Annotated in this window: 15 protein-coding genes; 7 read left to right on the forward strand and 8 right to left on the reverse strand. The window is 38.7% G+C overall.

Annotation, left to right across the window (positions count from 1 at the left end; all coding sequences use genetic code 11):
• Window positions 1-912: a hypothetical protein gene (locus JET18_RS13500; protein ID WP_202091859.1), complete on the forward strand. Its 912-nt coding sequence runs from the start codon at window positions 1-3 to the stop codon at window positions 910-912.
• On the opposite strand, the gene JET18_RS13505 is transcribed toward JET18_RS13500, so the two are convergent.
• From JET18_RS13505 to JET18_RS13515, 3 genes are read right to left on the reverse strand one after another with little or no spacing between them, the layout of a single operon-like run.
• Window positions 913-2,463 carry a tetratricopeptide repeat protein gene (locus JET18_RS13505; protein ID WP_202091860.1) on the reverse strand — a complete coding sequence of 517 codons (1,551 nt, stop codon included), beginning with the start codon at window positions 2,461-2,463 and terminating at the stop codon, window positions 913-915.
• A 15-nt stretch (window positions 2,464-2,478) separates the two neighbouring features.
• Window positions 2,479-3,090, reverse strand: a complete 612-nt coding sequence (locus tag JET18_RS13510) for a YdeI/OmpD-associated family protein (protein ID WP_202091861.1) — start codon at window positions 3,088-3,090, stop codon at window positions 2,479-2,481.
• A 6-nt stretch (window positions 3,091-3,096) separates the two neighbouring features.
• Window positions 3,097-4,230: a serine hydrolase domain-containing protein gene (locus JET18_RS13515; RefSeq protein WP_202091862.1), complete on the reverse strand. Its 1,134-nt coding sequence runs from the start codon at window positions 4,228-4,230 to the stop codon at window positions 3,097-3,099.
• Between the two features lie 101 nt (window positions 4,231-4,331).
• Here JET18_RS13515 and JET18_RS13520 point away from each other — a divergent pair, with 101 nt between their 5' ends.
• A complete protein-coding gene (locus JET18_RS13520; RefSeq protein WP_228728549.1) occupies window positions 4,332-5,657 on the forward strand; it encodes a M48 family metalloprotease in 1,326 nt (441 codons plus the stop codon).
• A gap of 27 nt (window positions 5,658-5,684) precedes the next feature.
• On the opposite strand, the gene JET18_RS13525 is transcribed toward JET18_RS13520, so the two are convergent.
• The 3 genes from JET18_RS13525 to JET18_RS13535 all read right to left on the reverse strand — a co-directional run bounded on the left by JET18_RS13525 (window position 5,685) and on the right by JET18_RS13535 (window position 9,823).
• Complete coding sequence (locus JET18_RS13525) at window positions 5,685-7,217, reverse strand: hypothetical protein (protein ID WP_202091863.1); 1,533 nt, start codon at window positions 7,215-7,217, stop codon at window positions 5,685-5,687.
• A gap of 332 nt (window positions 7,218-7,549) precedes the next feature.
• Window positions 7,550-9,091, reverse strand: a complete 1,542-nt coding sequence (locus JET18_RS13530; protein ID WP_202091865.1) for a glycine--tRNA ligase — start codon at window positions 9,089-9,091, stop codon at window positions 7,550-7,552.
• Between the two features lie 219 nt (window positions 9,092-9,310).
• On the reverse strand, window positions 9,311-9,823 hold the full coding sequence (locus JET18_RS13535; RefSeq protein ID WP_202091867.1) for a hypothetical protein: 513 nt from the start codon (window positions 9,821-9,823) through the stop codon (window positions 9,311-9,313).
• A gap of 206 nt (window positions 9,824-10,029) precedes the next feature.
• On the opposite strand from JET18_RS13535, the gene JET18_RS13540 reads away from it, so the two are divergent.
• Window positions 10,030-10,725, forward strand: a complete 696-nt coding sequence (locus JET18_RS13540; RefSeq protein ID WP_202091869.1) for a pseudouridine synthase — start codon at window positions 10,030-10,032, stop codon at window positions 10,723-10,725.
• Between the two features lie 389 nt (window positions 10,726-11,114).
• Window positions 11,115-12,152: a quinone-dependent dihydroorotate dehydrogenase gene (locus tag JET18_RS13545; protein WP_202091871.1), complete on the forward strand. Its 1,038-nt coding sequence runs from the start codon at window positions 11,115-11,117 to the stop codon at window positions 12,150-12,152.
• Window positions 12,153-12,182: 30 nt separating this feature from the next.
• Here the strand turns inward: JET18_RS13545 and JET18_RS13550 are convergent, their stop codons facing one another.
• Together JET18_RS13550 and JET18_RS13555 are read right to left on the reverse strand one after the other, a co-directional pair.
• Entirely contained in the window at window positions 12,183-13,070 is an 888-nt protein-coding gene (locus JET18_RS13550) for a hypothetical protein (protein WP_202091873.1), read from the reverse strand.
• A 19-nt stretch (window positions 13,071-13,089) separates the two neighbouring features.
• Window positions 13,090-14,334: a DUF445 domain-containing protein gene (locus tag JET18_RS13555; protein ID WP_202091875.1), complete on the reverse strand. Its 1,245-nt coding sequence runs from the start codon at window positions 14,332-14,334 to the stop codon at window positions 13,090-13,092.
• A gap of 267 nt (window positions 14,335-14,601) precedes the next feature.
• On the opposite strand from JET18_RS13555, the gene msrB reads away from it, so the two are divergent.
• From msrB to JET18_RS13570, 3 genes are all read left to right on the forward strand, one after another.
• Entirely contained in the window at window positions 14,602-15,048 is a 447-nt protein-coding gene (msrB, locus tag JET18_RS13560) for a peptide-methionine (R)-S-oxide reductase MsrB (protein WP_202091877.1), read from the forward strand.
• 128 nt (window positions 15,049-15,176) lie between these two features.
• Window positions 15,177-15,932: a murein L,D-transpeptidase catalytic domain family protein gene (locus JET18_RS13565; protein WP_202091880.1), complete on the forward strand. Its 756-nt coding sequence runs from the start codon at window positions 15,177-15,179 to the stop codon at window positions 15,930-15,932.
• A gap of 33 nt (window positions 15,933-15,965) precedes the next feature.
• Window positions 15,966-16,346: a cupin domain-containing protein gene (locus JET18_RS13570; RefSeq protein ID WP_202091882.1), complete on the forward strand. Its 381-nt coding sequence runs from the start codon at window positions 15,966-15,968 to the stop codon at window positions 16,344-16,346.
• Window positions 16,347-16,414 lie beyond the last annotated feature (68 nt).

Consider the following 16,414-nt stretch of genomic DNA (forward strand, 5'->3'; position numbering starts at 1 on the left):
ATGATGAAAAAGAAATACCTGCTGATGATCTCAGCCTTAATTTTTAACTGCACTTATTCGCAAATCGGGATCAATACCCCAAATCCGAGAGGGATTCTTCATGCCGACGGGCAGAAAGACAATCCCGTCTCAGGAACCTCATTTACACCGGCTCAGCAGGTGAATGACGTTCTGATCACCAATACAGGAAGGGTAGGAGCCGGAACCCACAGCCCGGCTGTAAAGGTAGATGCAAGAAATTCCGGGAACGGAGCCATTGGTTTTGGAACCTCTTCACTTACTGTGGCAGTGGCAGAAGAAGGAGCCGTCCGCTACAATACCGGAATGGAATACTCCAACGGAAATGAGTGGCTTCCGATGCTTACCGCTCAGCCCACGGTTAACAAGGTCATCGTTATTGCTGCCAAAACAGACAATTCTGTAAAGCTTGTTTCCCCTTCAGTAGCGGCTACCACGGGTTTACAGAATCGTCAGAGTAATTATCTGGTAGGATGGACCAAAGTTTTTGAAAGTAATTCAGGGAGTGCTTTTAATGCATCAACGGGAATTTTTACAGCCCCTCGTAATGGGGTTTATGTAGCTTCTTTTACAACAGATTTAGCTCCTCTGGCCATCAATTATACCGCAGATCCTTTAAACCCGATTCAGATAGAAGCGATCTGGCAGCTGTATGATAACACAACGGGAGTGCTGGCCGCCAATATTGTAAACACCGTGAAATGTGTCAATACCATGTCCTCCAACAGCAACGGAAATATAGATGCGGGAAGCAATTGTACGGCCTCTTTCTATATGACGGCGGGACAAAGGCTGATGCCTTATATCTGGTTTAATTTAAACAGCCTTAATACGGCAGGTTTCTCCCTGAACAACACCGGGGGATATAATAACCTGACCATCGCAGAGCAGTAATCAGGATATATCTTCCAATGCCTTGATGAACGCAGAAGGATGTATTCCCGTGATTTTTTTAAATTCAAGAGAGAATGCGCTATGGGAAGAATATCCCGTGATTTCTGCGAGATGATTAATTTTATATTTACGATACTGAGGGTCATTTTTTAATTTATCTACCATGTAATTGATCCTTAGGTGATTGATGTACTGATTGAAATTAAATTTTTTGTGTTTTTTAATGACCGCAGATAAGTATTTGGTATTCACATTAAAGGCATTGGATAGATTATAACGCGAAATATTTTTGTTATTAAAATCAAGGCTTTCCTCAAAAGTCTTTAATCCGTTTAAAATATGTTCCTCTGTTTCAGGGGAAATTTTAATATCCGGAACCGCAGCGCTTTCCGCCTGATCTTCAATTTCCTGCGGATCTTCTTCATAGGCAACCGGAGTGATTCCCTGCCTGTAGATTTCGGCAACCGCTTTCTTATGCTTTTTTCTGAGACTGATGAGGTAAAAAATAATTCCTCCCAATACCAGAAGCAGAGCAGTACAGACTGCAATCAGTCCTTTGGAAAGACTGTGGCTCTCGGTGAGCCGGCGGTCAAAATTTTCCTCTTTCTGAGTAAGGGTTTTATTGACAGCCATTTTCTGATTGTAGGCAATGCTGTCCTTTAATTCAAGGTTTTTTAATTTGTATTTCTGAACATTCTGAGCATCACCCAACTGCTGATAAGCTTCCTCCAGGTTTCGGGTAATTTCTATTTCCTTTTCGTGAAACCCAAATTGGCTGGCCAGTTTTAAAGCTTTCTGATAATAGACAACCGCACTGTCCGGCTTGTTTTGCTGCGAAAAAGAAAACCCGATGTCATGAAGAATTCCCGATCTCAGATAATGATTGTCAATCCCAACCAGCGCGAGAGCTTTGGTTAAAAAAGCCTGGCTTTCATCAAATTTCCTGATTTCAGCCAAAGTATAGCCCAGATTGGTATAGGCAGAAACCAACAGCTCATTCCGCCTCGCAATATTCCTGATCTGCTGGAATTCACGGACCGCATTTTTGGAATACAGTTCCTTCTTCTGATATTCTTTCTGGTTAAAAAGGATCAGAAAAGAATTATAGATCATGCCTTTCAGTTCATGACCTTCGTCCGAATTTTCGTTTTTTATTTCGGATAAGCCTTTATTCAGACTTTGGGAAGCCTCTTTTAAAAGTCCCAGCTTCGCATACTGTGTTCCCTGCATCCTGTAGGCGAGGGCCTTTCCTGTCGCATAATTGTTTTCCGAAGAAATTTTCAGGGCTTTGTCTGCAAAATCAAGTGTTCCTTTTGCATCAGACTTTAAATACCGGTTGAAAGACTTCAGATAGTAAGCTTTAGCCAGATAATCCGGTTGTTTTTTTCTCTGTGCAGAATCTATAATGGTATTGAGAACAATTTCAGAACTGTCCGGGTTTTTAGAAGAAAGGGACCGGGCGTATTTATATTGATTCTCAAAATCAAAGTGTTGAGAAAATATGAAATTCGATAATGTAAGTAAGAGAAAGAATATAATTTTTTTCTCCATCAGGGTTTGTTGTGTTTATTTTTTTTGGTATTTCCAGTGTCTGGCTTTTCCCTCAGCTAACCATTCCAAAGACTGTTCCATTCTTTTACTTCTGGTGGCTTCCGTTTTTGCTTCCGTGATCCAGTTGATGTATTCCTTCCTGAAAGACGGAGAACCTTTTTCAAAAACAGCTGATGCCTCTTTATTTTTATTCAGGGCAGCCTGGAAATCATCCGGAACCTCTGTTTCCACTTTTGATGGAGCTGCTTTTTTCATGGTCACACCCATATCGGTAAGTTCCATGGCTTCTTTAATCATTTTTTTAAGCTGAACTTTGGACGGAAGATCTTCCATTTTAGTAAGCTTGCCTAAACTGAACATCGAGCTTTCTTCCGCGGTTGTTTCCAATTCCTTTAAAGTTTTCATTTCCCCATGTAACCAGAATCCGAGGCTGCAATACTGCTTGAAAGAAGTAACCGAACAAAGAATTTTTCCTTTGTACATGAAAGCGGGAAATTTCCACTTTATTGCTTCTTCCGCTTCGGGGCAGACTTCATGAACGGTTTCACGGAGATAAGTTAGAATAGGCTGTGCAAAATCAGGAGATTTATCAATGTATTCATCAACCTGTATATTATATTTTTCCATAGTTTTTTACTGAAAGAATGATACGGTTTCATTGACCAGGAATTTTACCTGATCGGGCCTTCCCCTGTCATTTTTAGGGTTATTGCTGTAGCTTCCGGTTCTTACAATCACCATCTGGTGCTCAGGAATCATGATGATATACTGGCCCTGAAGTCCCAGAAAATAATAATGTTTCACCGGATTGTCATGATTGATCCAAAGCCCCATTCCATAGATTTCTTTGGATTTTTCTGTAGGAGTCCGCATCTTTTCGATAAAATCGAGGTTGAGAATTTGTTTTTCACCTACTTTTCCATCATCTAAAAAAAGCTGCCCCAGCTTCGCATAATCTCTCGCATTAGAGTGAATACAGCAGTATGTTTTTTCCATTCCATGATTGTCGGTGCTCCATGATGCATTTTGTTCCATTCCCAGCGGGATCCAGAATTTTTCTGATAGATAACCGGCAAGTGTCTGGTTCAGTGCTTTTTTTAACGCAAATCCGAGAAGCTGCGTAGATCCGCTCTGGTACTCAAACCGGGTACCGGGTTGTTCTTTAAACCTTCTTGAAAATACGGTTTTTAACAGATTGGTGCCATAATAGGCCTTTGCATTCGGAAGAAAGGGATTATTATAATCTTCATCCCAGTCAAGTCCCGCTTCCATTTGGGCCAGATTTTTAAGGGTCACCTCACTTCCGAACGGTTTGTCTTTGAATTCAGGATAAAATTCAGAAAACTTTTCATCAATATCCGGGATAATGCCTTCTTCCAAAGCTTTTCCCAGCAGCATTACCGTAACAGCCTTTGCCATGGAGAAAGAATTGGTGTGAGAAAGCTGGTTGTAGCCGTCCCAATACTGTTCATGAAGAATTTTTCCTTTTTTGATCACTACAAAAGCAGCAGTTTTGGAATGTTTTAAATTGTCAATGATATTCTCCGGCAGTTCCCTGTGATTGTATTCAGGATCTTCCGTCCACAGTTCGGGTTCTTCTGTAGCAATGAGGTTTCCCGGAAAAAGTATTCCGTCATCAATGTAGGCACTTGATTTTCCTTTGAGGTAGGTTTTGGAAATTCCGCTGAATAAATAGTCGTATCCCAAAAGATAAACTGCAGCTATACCTGCGGCAGCACCGCCTATTATATATTTTAATGCCTTCATATGCTTATGAATATCAGTCTTAAACAAATTTAAAATAATTTTGATAAGAAAATAAGAATGGAAGGGTAAATAAACTATTTTTGCGATTAATGATGAAAAATATGACCAGAAAACTCATGGCACTGGTGTGTTTCATTTTTTCAGTGACGGGAGCTGCTCAGACCTATAAAATGATAGACACCGCAGACTATTTACAGAGAAAAGAATTTTTGAAAACTTTTACCGGAAATAATGAAGTCTTTATTAAAAAACTGAGATCGCAGTATTCCGGAAAAACGGGTTCGGAACTCTCTAAAATTTACAAAGAATTCGGAACCGATTTTGAAAAGCAGGTGAAAAACAAAGATTTTATTTTCAAGTCTGAATTTGAAACCGAAATAAAAGATCTCATCAGCCGCCTCAGAAAAAACAATCCCAAGATTCCTCAGGATCTGAAAATTCTTGTAGCCAGAGATAATACACCCAACGCGTACTGCCTTGCGGACGGAACTTTCGTGATCAATATGGGCTTGTACAACTGGCTCAGGAGTGAAGACCAGATTGCCGCAGTCATCACCCATGAGCTGGGACATAAGATTGATGAGCACTCCCTGAAAACATTTCTAAGCATCATTGAGCAGGATCAGCTGGATAAAGTAACGGTCCAGAACCTGAAAGAAACCACGGTGAAACGCAGCCAGACCCAAAACCAGAAAGCATTTGACATCCTGAAAAACCGCGCCTATAAAAAAGGAGTGGAAAGAAGGCAGCAGGAAATGCAGGCGGATTCGCTGGGCTATGTGATCTTTAAAAGCAGTGATTTTAAGAAGAATGAATTTGTAAATGCGCTTCAGCGGCTGCAGGATTTTGATACCATTTCACCCCGCGAACTGAAGATAGAAACGTATAAAAAACTCTTTGATCTTCCTAAGAAAGCTTTCAATGAAAAATGGATGAAGAAGGAGGATTTCTCCCTGTATAATTATAATTTCTACAAAGAAAAACTGGATAAAGATTCCCTGGCATCCCATCCCGAAATGTCCAGAAGAATTGAGAAACTTAAAAAAATATTCCCTGAACTTAAACCATCGGCAGAGCCGGATAAACCTTCTGAGACCTTTACAACATTAAAGAAAATGGCCAGAATGGAAATTCTTCCCAATTATTTCCACTCCGAGGATTACGGCCTGGGAATCTATGTATCTATGCAGTTTCTGCAGGACGGTGAGGAAGAAAAATATTATAAAGGCTGGCTGGGCAAATGCTTTTCAAAAATATATGAAGCCCGGAAAAATTATAACCTGAACCGTTATCTGGACCGGATAGAACCTAAAAATCAAAGTGAAAGCTACCAGCAGTTCCTGAACTTTATGTGGAACCTGAGTCTGGATGACATAAAAAATATCGCCGACTTTTACCAAAGCAGCTACCAACTAAAAGAATCCTGATGCATCATCAGGATTCTTATTTTTTTTCTAGTAATTCAGTTTTTCCAAACGGATCTTATTGAATTTTTCTTTTTCGTTGTACTCGCGCAGCAAAATGTAACCTTCTTTTCCTACGTAGGGCGTAACCGCATAGTTATCTTTTTCAGAAATAGGAATGATCTCCTGATTGAATTTTCCATCGATTACCGTATTGATGAAAAGGTTCCACTTTTTCTGCTTCGTTACTTCGTCTTTCTGATAGTCGCGGTAGAAGAACACAACGTCCTTTCCGCCGTTGAGGTATTGAGAGAAAAGATAATCGCTGTTGACCCATTTCGTTTTTTCCTTTTCAAAAACCTTTACATTTTTGATCTTGAAGTCTTTATCGGTGTAAATGTAAACCAGATCAGTCGTTTTGGGAGCATTGTACTGCCCGGCAGGCTTGTATTTTTCGGTAAGGATACCCACGCTTCCGTCGTTCATAAAATACATATCCTTTGTCTGAAGCATGTAGCCGCTTTCTACCATTCCGCTGGCATTGATTTTAGGAAGGAATGAGGCGAAATCCGGTTTGAAATTGATTTCCTTCGTATCTACGGTAAAATCAGATTTATTAACCATCATTCTTGCGTAGCCGATATAATCATATTTGGCAAAATTTCTTCCCAGTAAAACAATTTTGTCGTCAAATGTCTTATCATTGTCAAGCGTTTCTCCATATCCAAGAGAAAAACTGTCGATGAGGTCTATCGTTGTGTCGGAAAGTCCTGTGATGGGCTTATTGGAGGCTTCCTTGCCTGTTTTCATATCGATTGCTACGAGGCTGAATGTTTTTTTATCATCATCCGCCTTTTTCATGATGCAGTACATATAATTTTCATCCCTTTCCAGAACAGATAGGGTGGAAAATACCTTTTTGCTTCCTTCCGTATTATAATTATACCTCCAGAGTTCCTTTTTATTATCATCAAATTTAATGATGCTGTTGCTGTTCACATACTTTCCGTAATCCTTGTATTCTATAGCAAAATAACCGCCTTCCTTTACTTCTCCTACAGCAGAAACATAGTTGTAGCCTTTTTCTTTTTTCTCCTCACGGTTTTCCTTGCGCTGTGCCTTCCAGTTTTTAGGCTCATTGATCTCTTTGAAAGTTCCGTCTTCAAGATAATCATAGTATACTTTTCGTTTAATGGTATTGGTTTTCGGATCTATCACCATAGAAACGGGCGTGAAGACCTCTCTGCTTTTTACCAGAGAATAATCCATCATAGAAGGGCGTAAAATGATCTGCCCCTTAAAATCAACATAGCCGCGGTAGGAAGCTGCGGTGATATCTCCTTCAAATTCTTTGTTGGCAACGGGGTTAAGGTTTTTATCCAGGATTACATATTCGAATTTCTTGGTTCTGTCGCCTGTTTTTCCGTAAGAATAGAGCGATACATAGCCGTAAAGATTGTCTTTGTCATCAAACAGGGCATTCATTCCCACATGATCGCCGGCAGCAAGAGTGGTAAGATCCTGAGTCTGGGAATAGGCAAACATCTGAACCAGCCCGAATACCAGTACACTGAGTTTTTTCATACTTATTATTTTTTGCCAAAAATAGCAAATTAAGGCATACGTCAGGAAAGTTTCGTTTTCTTTATGAATATTTCAATTGAAGAGCGAAAAGTAAGATGTTTTATTTAATGAAAAATAATGTATTTACTGAGATTTGTAAGAAGGAAAAAACCTTATAGGTCTCCAAGACCTATAAGGTTTGTATGATGAATATTAATAGAAAGAATCTGCATTATCTGCCCAATCAGCGTGAATTAAAAAAAATCCCACAGATTTCACGGATTACACGAATTTTTACAAAATAATTCTATCATTTATGCAATAAAAAAGCCCCGGATAACCAGGGCTTTGATCTATAGTTTAGAAAGTAAATTTCTGAAATTTGTTTTCTCGTCGATGATTCTTCTCAAATCAGAAACAGCCACTCTTTCCTGCTTCATCGTATCTCTGTCTCTTATCGTTACCGTGTGATCCGTTAATGAATCATGGTCAATCGTGATACAGTAAGGCGTACCGATGGCATCCTGTCTTCTGTAACGTTTTCCGATGGCATCTTTTTCTTCGTAGAACAGGTTGAAATCATATTTCAGGTCATTGAAGATCTTTTCAGCATATTCAGCCAGACCGTCTCTTTTCATTAATGGAAGAATTGCAGCTTTGATTGGTGCTAAAGCCGGTGGTAAGGATAAAACTGTTCTTTCAGATCCGTCTTCCAGTACTTCATCTTTCAGACAGTGGGAGAAGATCGAAAGGAATAATCTGTCCAGACCTACTGAAGTTTCCACTACATAAGGAACGTAGTTTTCATTTCTTTCAGGATCAAAGAACTGAAGTTTTCTTCCTGAGAATTCTTCATGCGCTTTCAAGTCGAAATCCGTTCTGGAGTGAATACCTTCCAATTCCTTAAATCCAAACGGGAAGTTGAATTCAATATCAGCTGCTGCATTGGCATAATGAGCCAGTTTCTCATGATCGTGGAATCTGTAGTTTTCATTACCCAGACCTAAAGCCAAGTGCCAGTTCAGACGTTTCTGTTTCCAGTTTTCGTAGAATTCAAGTTCTGTTCCCGGAGCTACAAAAAACTGCATTTCCATTTGCTCGAATTCACGCATTCTGAAGATAAACTGTCTTGCAACAATCTCGTTTCTGAATGCCTTACCGATTTGTGCAATACCGAAAGGGAGCTTATGACGTGAAGTTTTCTGAACATTTAAAAAGTTAACGAAGATCCCCTGAGCGGTTTCGGGTCTCAGATAAAGATCCATCGCGCTGTCGGCAGAAGCTCCTAATTTTGTTCCGAACATCAGGTTGAACTGTCTTACTTCCGTCCAGTTTTTAGAACCTGTATCCGGATCAGCAATTTCCAGCTCTTCAATTAAAGCTTTTACGTCAGCAAGATTTTCAGTTTCTAAGGATTTTGCCAATCTTGAAAGAATAGCTTCTCTTTTGGCTCTGTATTCAAGAATCTTTGGGTTGGTAGCTTCAAACTGAGCCTTGTCAAAAGACTCACCGAATCTTTTCGCTGCCTTTTCAATTTCCTTATTTTCTTTATCTTCAATTTTAGCGCAGTAATCTTCTACCAAAACGTCTGCTCTGAAACGTTTTTTAGAATCCTTATTGTCAATCAATGGATCATTGAAAGCGTCTACGTGGCCTGATGCCTTCCATGTGGTAGGGTGCATAAGGATCGCGGAATCAATACCTACAATATTTTCGTTAAGCTGTACCATAGCTTTCCACCAGTACTGTTTGATATTGTTTTTTAATTCGGCACCGTTCTGTCCATAATCATAAACAGCGGATAAACCGTCATAGATCTCACTGGAAGGGAAAATAAAACCATATTCTTTAGCGTGAGAAATCACTTTCTTGAAAACATCTTCTTGCTTTGCCATAATTTTTTTACGTCTGATGTGCAAAAATATGAATTTGGATTCCAAATTCATGAAATTCAATAAAAAAAGAGTGTATTAACAGAAAAAACAGATATTCATCTGAGTAACGTTACTCAAAATTCAACCTGTTGATTCCTTCTTTATCATCTTAAAACGTAAGTTAAATGATAAAATTTTTCAATTTAAAGACTCTCGCAGACCAAAGAGATTACGTGGATTTTAGAAACTGTAAGTAATCCCAATACTGTTTCCACTAAGATCAAGTTTATACGAAGTTGTTTTCGTTTCGTCTGTACCGCCAGCCTGATTCTGCGTGTTGATCGCCTTCTTCATATTCTTCCCTGAGCTTATCGCAAAAGGAATTCCTATTCCGATAGCTCCCAGACCGATTCCTACCAATCCCCAGCCGCTTTTATCTTTTTGTTTATAAGCAACACCGTTATGATACGCCGTTTTCGTCCTGAATATTTGTTTAGCCAGCCCAAAACCTACAAAACCTCCGCCTATAGCTCCAAAAATTTGCGCCACAGTACCGTTGGTGTTCGCTTTTTTAATGTAGCTCAAAGCTTCAGGGTTGGTAAATACCTTTTTGTATTCCGAGAACTTGAATTTCTGATCTCCTTTGATAAAAAATTCACGATTGTTCTTCCCAAGTTTAAGAGAATCTGAAACCTGCGCAGAGGTCGAAATAAAGAAAAAGGCCATGAATAAAGCCGAAAATAATATTTTCATAGAGTATTTTTTTCCGCGAAAATAGAAAAATAAAACAAATAACCGCAAAACGTGATGCCATTTTCAGGAGCCGGGAACCTGCTTTCGCTACTCGCTCTTTTTTCTTTTTGTCGCGGCGGCGGAGCCGCCGCGACAAAAAGAAAAAAGGAGCTCAAACATGTCGCTCAATCAGGGCTAAATCGGTCAAAAATATCTACTTTTGCCCCATGTTAGAAATTCTGTATCGCGACGAACATATTATTGCCATCAACAAACCCAGCGGATTGCTGGTGCATAAATCTTTTTATGCGGGAGAAGCCGATACCTATGCTATTCAGGAATTGAGAAACCAGATTGGGCAAAAAGTGTTTCCTGTACATCGGTTAGACCGGAAAACTTCGGGGGTTCTGCTGTTTACTTTAGATAAAGATACCCTTAGAATCATGAGCGAGCAGTTTGCATCACGCGAAGTGGAAAAGAAATATCTGGCCATTCTTCGTGGCTGGACAAAAGAAGAGGAAACGATTGATTATGATTTAGTGAATGAAAATGAAGTCAGGCAAAATGCGGTTACATATTATCACCGTCTGCAAACTTCAGAAATAGATCTTCCTTTTTTAAAACATCAGACTTCAAGATATTGTTTAGTAGAAGCCATTCCTGAAACGGGAAGATTCCATCAGTTGAGAAAACATTTTAAACATATTCTGCATCCTATTTTAGGCTGTCGTAAACATGGCTGCAATAAACAAAATAAATTGTGGCTTCAAACATTTGGCATCACCAAAATGACGCTTCACGCCCATCAATTAATTTTCAATCATCCTGTCACCAGCGAAAAAATGATCGTGAACGCTACTGTTGATGAAGAGTTTAAAAGAGTAGGAGCTATTTTAAATTTTGATTTGAGTTCCTATTCTTAATTTTAAATGCAAAGATTTATTATTCGAAACTTTAATTTTAGAAAAACAAAGGCAAAATAATTTGCTGCGCGAAGCTTGACAACACAGCTTCATCAAATCAACTTGTTGATTAACCCTTTGCCCACTCAAAATACTACATTTTAAATTAAAATCTCTGCGTAAAAAATCTCTCGCTGATCGAGCAGATTACACAGATATCATCATTAGTGTCATTTGTGAAAACCATTAGTGATATTGGTGTTTAAACAATCTTTACCATCAATCAAATAACACTGTTTTGAAGATTCATAAAGCTTTCATATTCAGGCTTATTAAAACATTTTGATAAAATATCATAAGGTAACCGGACATTAATTTAAAATTGAGTATTTTTGTAAAACTTTTTTTCAATGTACAAAAGTATCATCAGACCCATTCTCTTCAGATTTGATCCCGAGGAAGTTCATCATTTTACATTTTCAATGCTTAAAAATTTTGGATTTCTTACCAAACTATTTTTTCCTAAACCTATTGAAGACAAGCGTCTGGAAAGAGAAGTTTTCGGATTGAAATTTAAAAATCCCGTAGGACTGGCTGCCGGTTTTGATAAAAATGCAGTACTTTTTAATGAATTAGGAGATTTAGGATTCGGATTTGTAGAAATCGGAACCGTAACGCCAAGAGCACAGGCAGGAAATCCTAAGAAAAGATTGTTCCGTCTCATTGAAGATGGCGGAATTATCAACAGAATGGGGTTCAACAACGATGGTCTCGAAGCTGCCATTGAAAAACTAAAAGCGAACAAAGGAAAAATAATCATCGGTGGAAACATCGGAAAAAATACCGATACAAAACCGGAAAACTATACCCAGGATTATCTGGACTGCTTTGAAGGCCTTCACCCTCACGTAGATTATTTTGTACTGAATGTAAGCTGTCCGAATGTAGGAAGCCACGCCAAATTGGAAGACGTTGAATATCTTCGAGAATTAATTACAGAAGTTAAAAAAATCAATCAGTCGAAAGCGGTACAGAAACCTATATTGCTGAAAATTGCTCCGGATCTTAATAACAACCAGCTGGATGAAATTATTGAACTGATTGCAGAAACAAAAATTGACGGTATCGTAGTTTCAAATACTTCAGTGAACCGAGAAGGCTTAAAAACTTCGCCAGAGACTCTGGCAGAAATCGGAAACGGAGGATTGAGCGGAAAACCGATCCGTGAAAGAAGTACAAAAATGATCAAATACCTTTCCGATAAAAGCAACAGAGCTTTCCCAATCATTGGAGTAGGGGGAATTCATTCTGCAAAAGATGCTGTTGAGAAACTGGATGCCGGAGCCACACTGATCCAGTTATACACCGGATTTATTTATGAAGGGCCGGAACTGATCAATGACATCAATAAAGAACTTTTAAAAAGAGCCAGCAGGCTTCCGAGATAAAATAATAAGAGAGTTTTAAAGCTCTCTTTTTTATTTTGATTTTACCACAGAAGCATTTTTTATATCCACGGTAAGACTGTACGCAGGAGTAGACGAGGATTTATTGATTTTATACTTTAAAATTTTCCGGTCCTGAGATTTTGTCTCAGTGGTATCATAAATGTTTTCCAGACAGCTTTCTGTGAGGAATTCTTCATAGTTTTTGTAATTCCAGTCTTTGGTAAAATACAGAACCCTGTAACCTTTTTCCCCTTCACTGGCCCCGCATCTTCCGCACGCATTAAAATTCGACGAATGCTCAAAATACAGTAAAACCCTATTGCCGTTTTCTCCGGAAGCATAGGAGATCAGCTGGTTTCCACCATGTTTATTAATGAAATCAAACGTATTGATCTTTTTATTGTTCGGTAAGATGAGGTAATTGTTATAACGGTAAATCATAGTATTACCGGTCAATAATTTCGCCGGCTGGACTTTTTTATCCAGATAAAAATTTCCCGAAATGGTATTCTCCTTGGGATGATCCTGATCAAATACAATATATTCCTTTGGAGATAATGCTTCTGCAATTTCAGCAGTTTTTTCCACCTTTTGAGGAGATGTGATCTGATCTTTCAGCAGCTCAGTATTCTTCTTCTGTTTGTTCCCAAAATGATACAGATACAGTTTTCCGTAATCATAAACACCTGTCAGAGGAATTTTCTTCTGGTATTTATCATAAGAATACCATCCCTCCACGAAATACTGATACAGGCTGCAGTCAGCGATTCCTGCGAAGTAAAGTTGCATGGTAACAGGCATTCCGGCGATCTCTCCTTTGAAGATCTGTGAGGAATCTTTCACAGCTTTTAATTCAACTTTCTGGCAGAAACAGAGCACAAAAAAAGGGAAGAATACAAGGGTTAATAGTTTTTTCATGGTTGGTTTAGAATAGTTTTTAAAGGAAAAAATTGGCGATGGTGTAGATAATCAGCCCTACCAGTCCGCCAACGAGTGTTCCGTTCACCCTGATAAACTGAAGATCTTTCCCGACTTCCAGCTCCAGTTTTTCACTCAGTTCTTTGCCCTGCCAGTTGCCTACGGTTGAACTGATGAGGTTTCCGAACTGATGGGTGTTTTTAAGGATATATTTGTAGGCGGTCACCCGTACCCAATGATCAATTTTATTCTGAAGATTTTCGTCTGTTTTTAAATTTTGGGAAAATTCATTCAGATTTTTTGTAAGATAGTTTTTAAGAGAAGACTGTTCGTCCTGAAGCTCGCTCATCAGTGTTTTTTTGATGGAAGCCCAGATATCGCTGGAGTATTCATCCAGCTTATCACTTTTCAAAAGTCCGTTTTTAATGGTTTTAAATTCATCATTCCATTTAGGGTCTTCTTTCAGGTCTGTGGAGAATTCCTGGATCTTTCGGGTGATCAGATTCCGGATTTCATGCTCCGGATCTTCTTCTATTTCCCTGAAAAAATCTGAAAGTCCGCTGGCAATTTTGTCTGCAATTTTATTATCTACAAAAGACGGAATGAATGAATAACTCCCTTTTTCAACCCGTTCTTTGATCATTTCATCGTTTTCGATAATATATTCCTTGATCTGCTTGGAAAGGTTGGTAACGATCCTCTGGTGGTCATTTTTTTCCAGAATATAGCTGATTCCGTTTCCAACCACTTTATTAAGCTGAATATCATCCGTCATTTCAGATACTTTCTTGCTGATGAACTGGCTTACCGAAGTATCATCCAGCTTATTCAGAATGTCCAGAACAATATCCGAAAGGTTCCTGATCAGGATGTCCTGGCTTTTTTCCTTGCCAAGCCATTCCCCTACAAAATTGGAGACTTTAAGCTTCTGGATATAAGGACGGATATTCTGCGGCGAAAGAAAATTGCTTACCACAAAGCTGCCGAGGTTATCACCCAGCCTCTGTTTGCTGTTTTCAATAAGATTGGTGTGCGGAATAGGAAGCCCGAGCGGATGCCGGAACAAAGCCGTTACTGCGAACCAGTCTGCAAGCGCTCCCACCATTGCCGCTTCAGAAAATGCCCGTACATACCCGACCCAGTGGGAAGGATTGGTCTTCTGAAGTAAGGTGGTACCAATAAAAATAATGGCCATCAGAACGAATAATCCTGTGGCGAACATTTTATATTTTCTCAGCTGTTTTCTTTTTGCTTCATCATTCATATTCTCAAATTTACTAAATTTGGTTGTGAAGTCTAATATTTAATATTGAACCACAAAAATCACAAAAGAATTAAAATCCTTAAGCTCTTACAAGCGAAAATTTTATTACAAAAAGTTGACATAAATTTTAGAAATCTTTGATTCAATGCTTATGTGAACTTCTTATTTTCAAAGTGGTACGCTTTTTTAACTCAAGTGTTCTTAAGTGTTAAAAATCTTTTGTCTCTTTTGTGGTTTTAATTTTTAAGCCTAATTTAAATTAATCTTATGGAAAATAAAGAAGCAAAAAACAATCCATACTATTCCAGAACGGATACCGCCAAAATTGATGTTTCCAACGAAGAATGGAAAAAAATCCTCGCTCCTGATTTATATGCGATATCCAGAGAAGCCGCCACAGAAAGAGCTTTTACAGGAAAATATAATGAATTCGATGAAATGGGAGATTATTATTGTGCCGTATGTGGAAATCACCTGTTCCGCTCCACTTCAAAATTCTCCAGCAGCTGCGGATGGCCAAGTTTCTTTGAGGCAGATAAAGAAGGGGTTTATTACAAAAGAGACACGGCTTACGGAATGGAAAGGGTAGAGGTACTTTGCAAGCGATGTGATTCCCATCTGGGCCATGTTTTTGATGACGGTCCGAAGCCTACAGGACTGCGTTATTGTATGAATTCCATAAGCCTTGAATTTGTTGCAGATTCGGAGAAATAGCAGCCTTTAATTCACAAAATCAGGACGTTAAAGTTTCTTAAATTCAGTTAAACTTTGTGGACTTATAAGGGTCTGGTAATTATGTTTTTATAATTTTGCCTCACTAATTTTGAATTTAATAGTATTGGATGAGAGGAATTTATAGTGTATTAGGCCTTGTTTATATGGTCACGACGTCATTCTATCTTTCGCCGGAAAAGGCAGTAAAAGTTGGGAATGTCCACACAACAAAAATTGAAAAAGCAGCAGACACGAAATCTGAGAAGGCAGCTGGTACGGCATCTTCATCAGAAGAATTGTACAAATCAATTCAATTTGATCCTGAACATGAATTGAACTACGAAGTATTCTCAAAAGCATTAACAGGATTTGAAAATCTAAAGAAAGCAGGATTGCTCAACCAGGACTCGCATTTATTGACTATCTGCGATTTTTCTATGTCTTCGAATACAAAAAGACTTTGGGTAATTGATACCAACGAGAAAAAAGTACTGTTCAATTCACTGGTAGCACACGGAAAAAATACAGGCGAAGAATTTGCGACGAATTTTTCTAACACGGAAAGTTCGCTGCAGAGCAGCCTTGGATTTTATATCACGGATGCCACTTACCAGGGAGACAACGGATATTCTCTGAAATTGCTGGGAATGGATAAAGGGTTTAATGATTCAGCCTACAGAAGAGCGATCGTAATGCACGGAGCAGATTATGTAAGCGATGAATTTGCATCTATGCACAAAAGAATCGGAAGAAGCTGGGGATGTCCCGCCGTGCCGAGAGCATTGACACAGCCCATCATTAATACCATAAAAGGGCGAAACTGCCTTTTCATCTATTATCCCGATCAGAAATACCTTTCTTCTTCGGAATGGCTGAGATCTTGATTTAGATTGATAACTGTATAAAAATAGTGTAATTTGAAAAGGACAAGTGATTCTGTACCTGCCATAAGGTTGCTTAATAATTCCGATGGGACAAGTACTTTCGAAATAGGAAAAATTCCTACTTTGAAGCAGATGAACACAAAAGCTTTTTGGATAAGTACTACTACTGAAGAATGGGAAAAAGAAGTGCATACAGCCCCGAGAAAGCAATATGTAGTAACGTTAAAAGGAAAGATCCGGTTTAAGGTAAGTAATGGTTCCACATTTCATATCGAACCTGGAATTATCCTTTTGGCAGAAGATGTAGAAGGCGAGGGGCATAGTTGGGAAATAGAAGAAGGAGAAAAATGGGAAAGATTATATATTCCAATGGCAGACAATGCGGATGATTTTTTTATACAGAATTCTGAGTAAGAATCTGTAATCTAAAGAAAGTGATAAGCTTTTTATTAAGAAAGGTAAAAGCAAAAAGCAGTCAATTT

Origin of the sequence: Chryseobacterium endalhagicum (genome assembly GCF_016745235.1) — a bacterium.
Taxonomy (GTDB): domain Bacteria; phylum Bacteroidota; class Bacteroidia; order Flavobacteriales; family Weeksellaceae; genus Chryseobacterium; species Chryseobacterium endalhagicum.

Coding starts and splice junctions, on each gene's coding strand:
- JET18_RS13540 (WP_202091869.1), top strand. CDS start 10,030: ATGTTAGAAATTCTGTATCGCGACGAACATATTATTGCCATCAACAAA.
- JET18_RS13505 (WP_202091860.1), bottom strand. CDS start 2,463: ATGGAGAAAAAAATTATATTCTTTCTCTTACTTACATTATCGAATTTC.
- msrB (WP_202091877.1), top strand. CDS start 14,602: ATGGAAAATAAAGAAGCAAAAAACAATCCATACTATTCCAGAACGGAT.
- JET18_RS13555 (WP_202091875.1), bottom strand. CDS start 14,334: ATGAATGATGAAGCAAAAAGAAAACAGCTGAGAAAATATAAAATGTTC.
- JET18_RS13500 (WP_202091859.1), top strand. CDS start 1: ATGATGAAAAAGAAATACCTGCTGATGATCTCAGCCTTAATTTTTAAC.
- JET18_RS13565 (WP_202091880.1), top strand. CDS start 15,177: ATGAGAGGAATTTATAGTGTATTAGGCCTTGTTTATATGGTCACGACG.
- JET18_RS13525 (WP_202091863.1), bottom strand. CDS start 7,217: ATGAAAAAACTCAGTGTACTGGTATTCGGGCTGGTTCAGATGTTTGCC.
- JET18_RS13545 (WP_202091871.1), top strand. CDS start 11,115: ATGTACAAAAGTATCATCAGACCCATTCTCTTCAGATTTGATCCCGAG.
- JET18_RS13520 (WP_228728549.1), top strand. CDS start 4,332: ATGACCAGAAAACTCATGGCACTGGTGTGTTTCATTTTTTCAGTGACG.
- JET18_RS13510 (WP_202091861.1), bottom strand. CDS start 3,090: ATGGAAAAATATAATATACAGGTTGATGAATACATTGATAAATCTCCT.
- JET18_RS13515 (WP_202091862.1), bottom strand. CDS start 4,230: ATGAAGGCATTAAAATATATAATAGGCGGTGCTGCCGCAGGTATAGCT.
- JET18_RS13550 (WP_202091873.1), bottom strand. CDS start 13,070: ATGAAAAAACTATTAACCCTTGTATTCTTCCCTTTTTTTGTGCTCTGT.
- JET18_RS13535 (WP_202091867.1), bottom strand. CDS start 9,823: ATGAAAATATTATTTTCGGCTTTATTCATGGCCTTTTTCTTTATTTCG.
- JET18_RS13530 (WP_202091865.1), bottom strand. CDS start 9,091: ATGGCAAAGCAAGAAGATGTTTTCAAGAAAGTGATTTCTCACGCTAAA.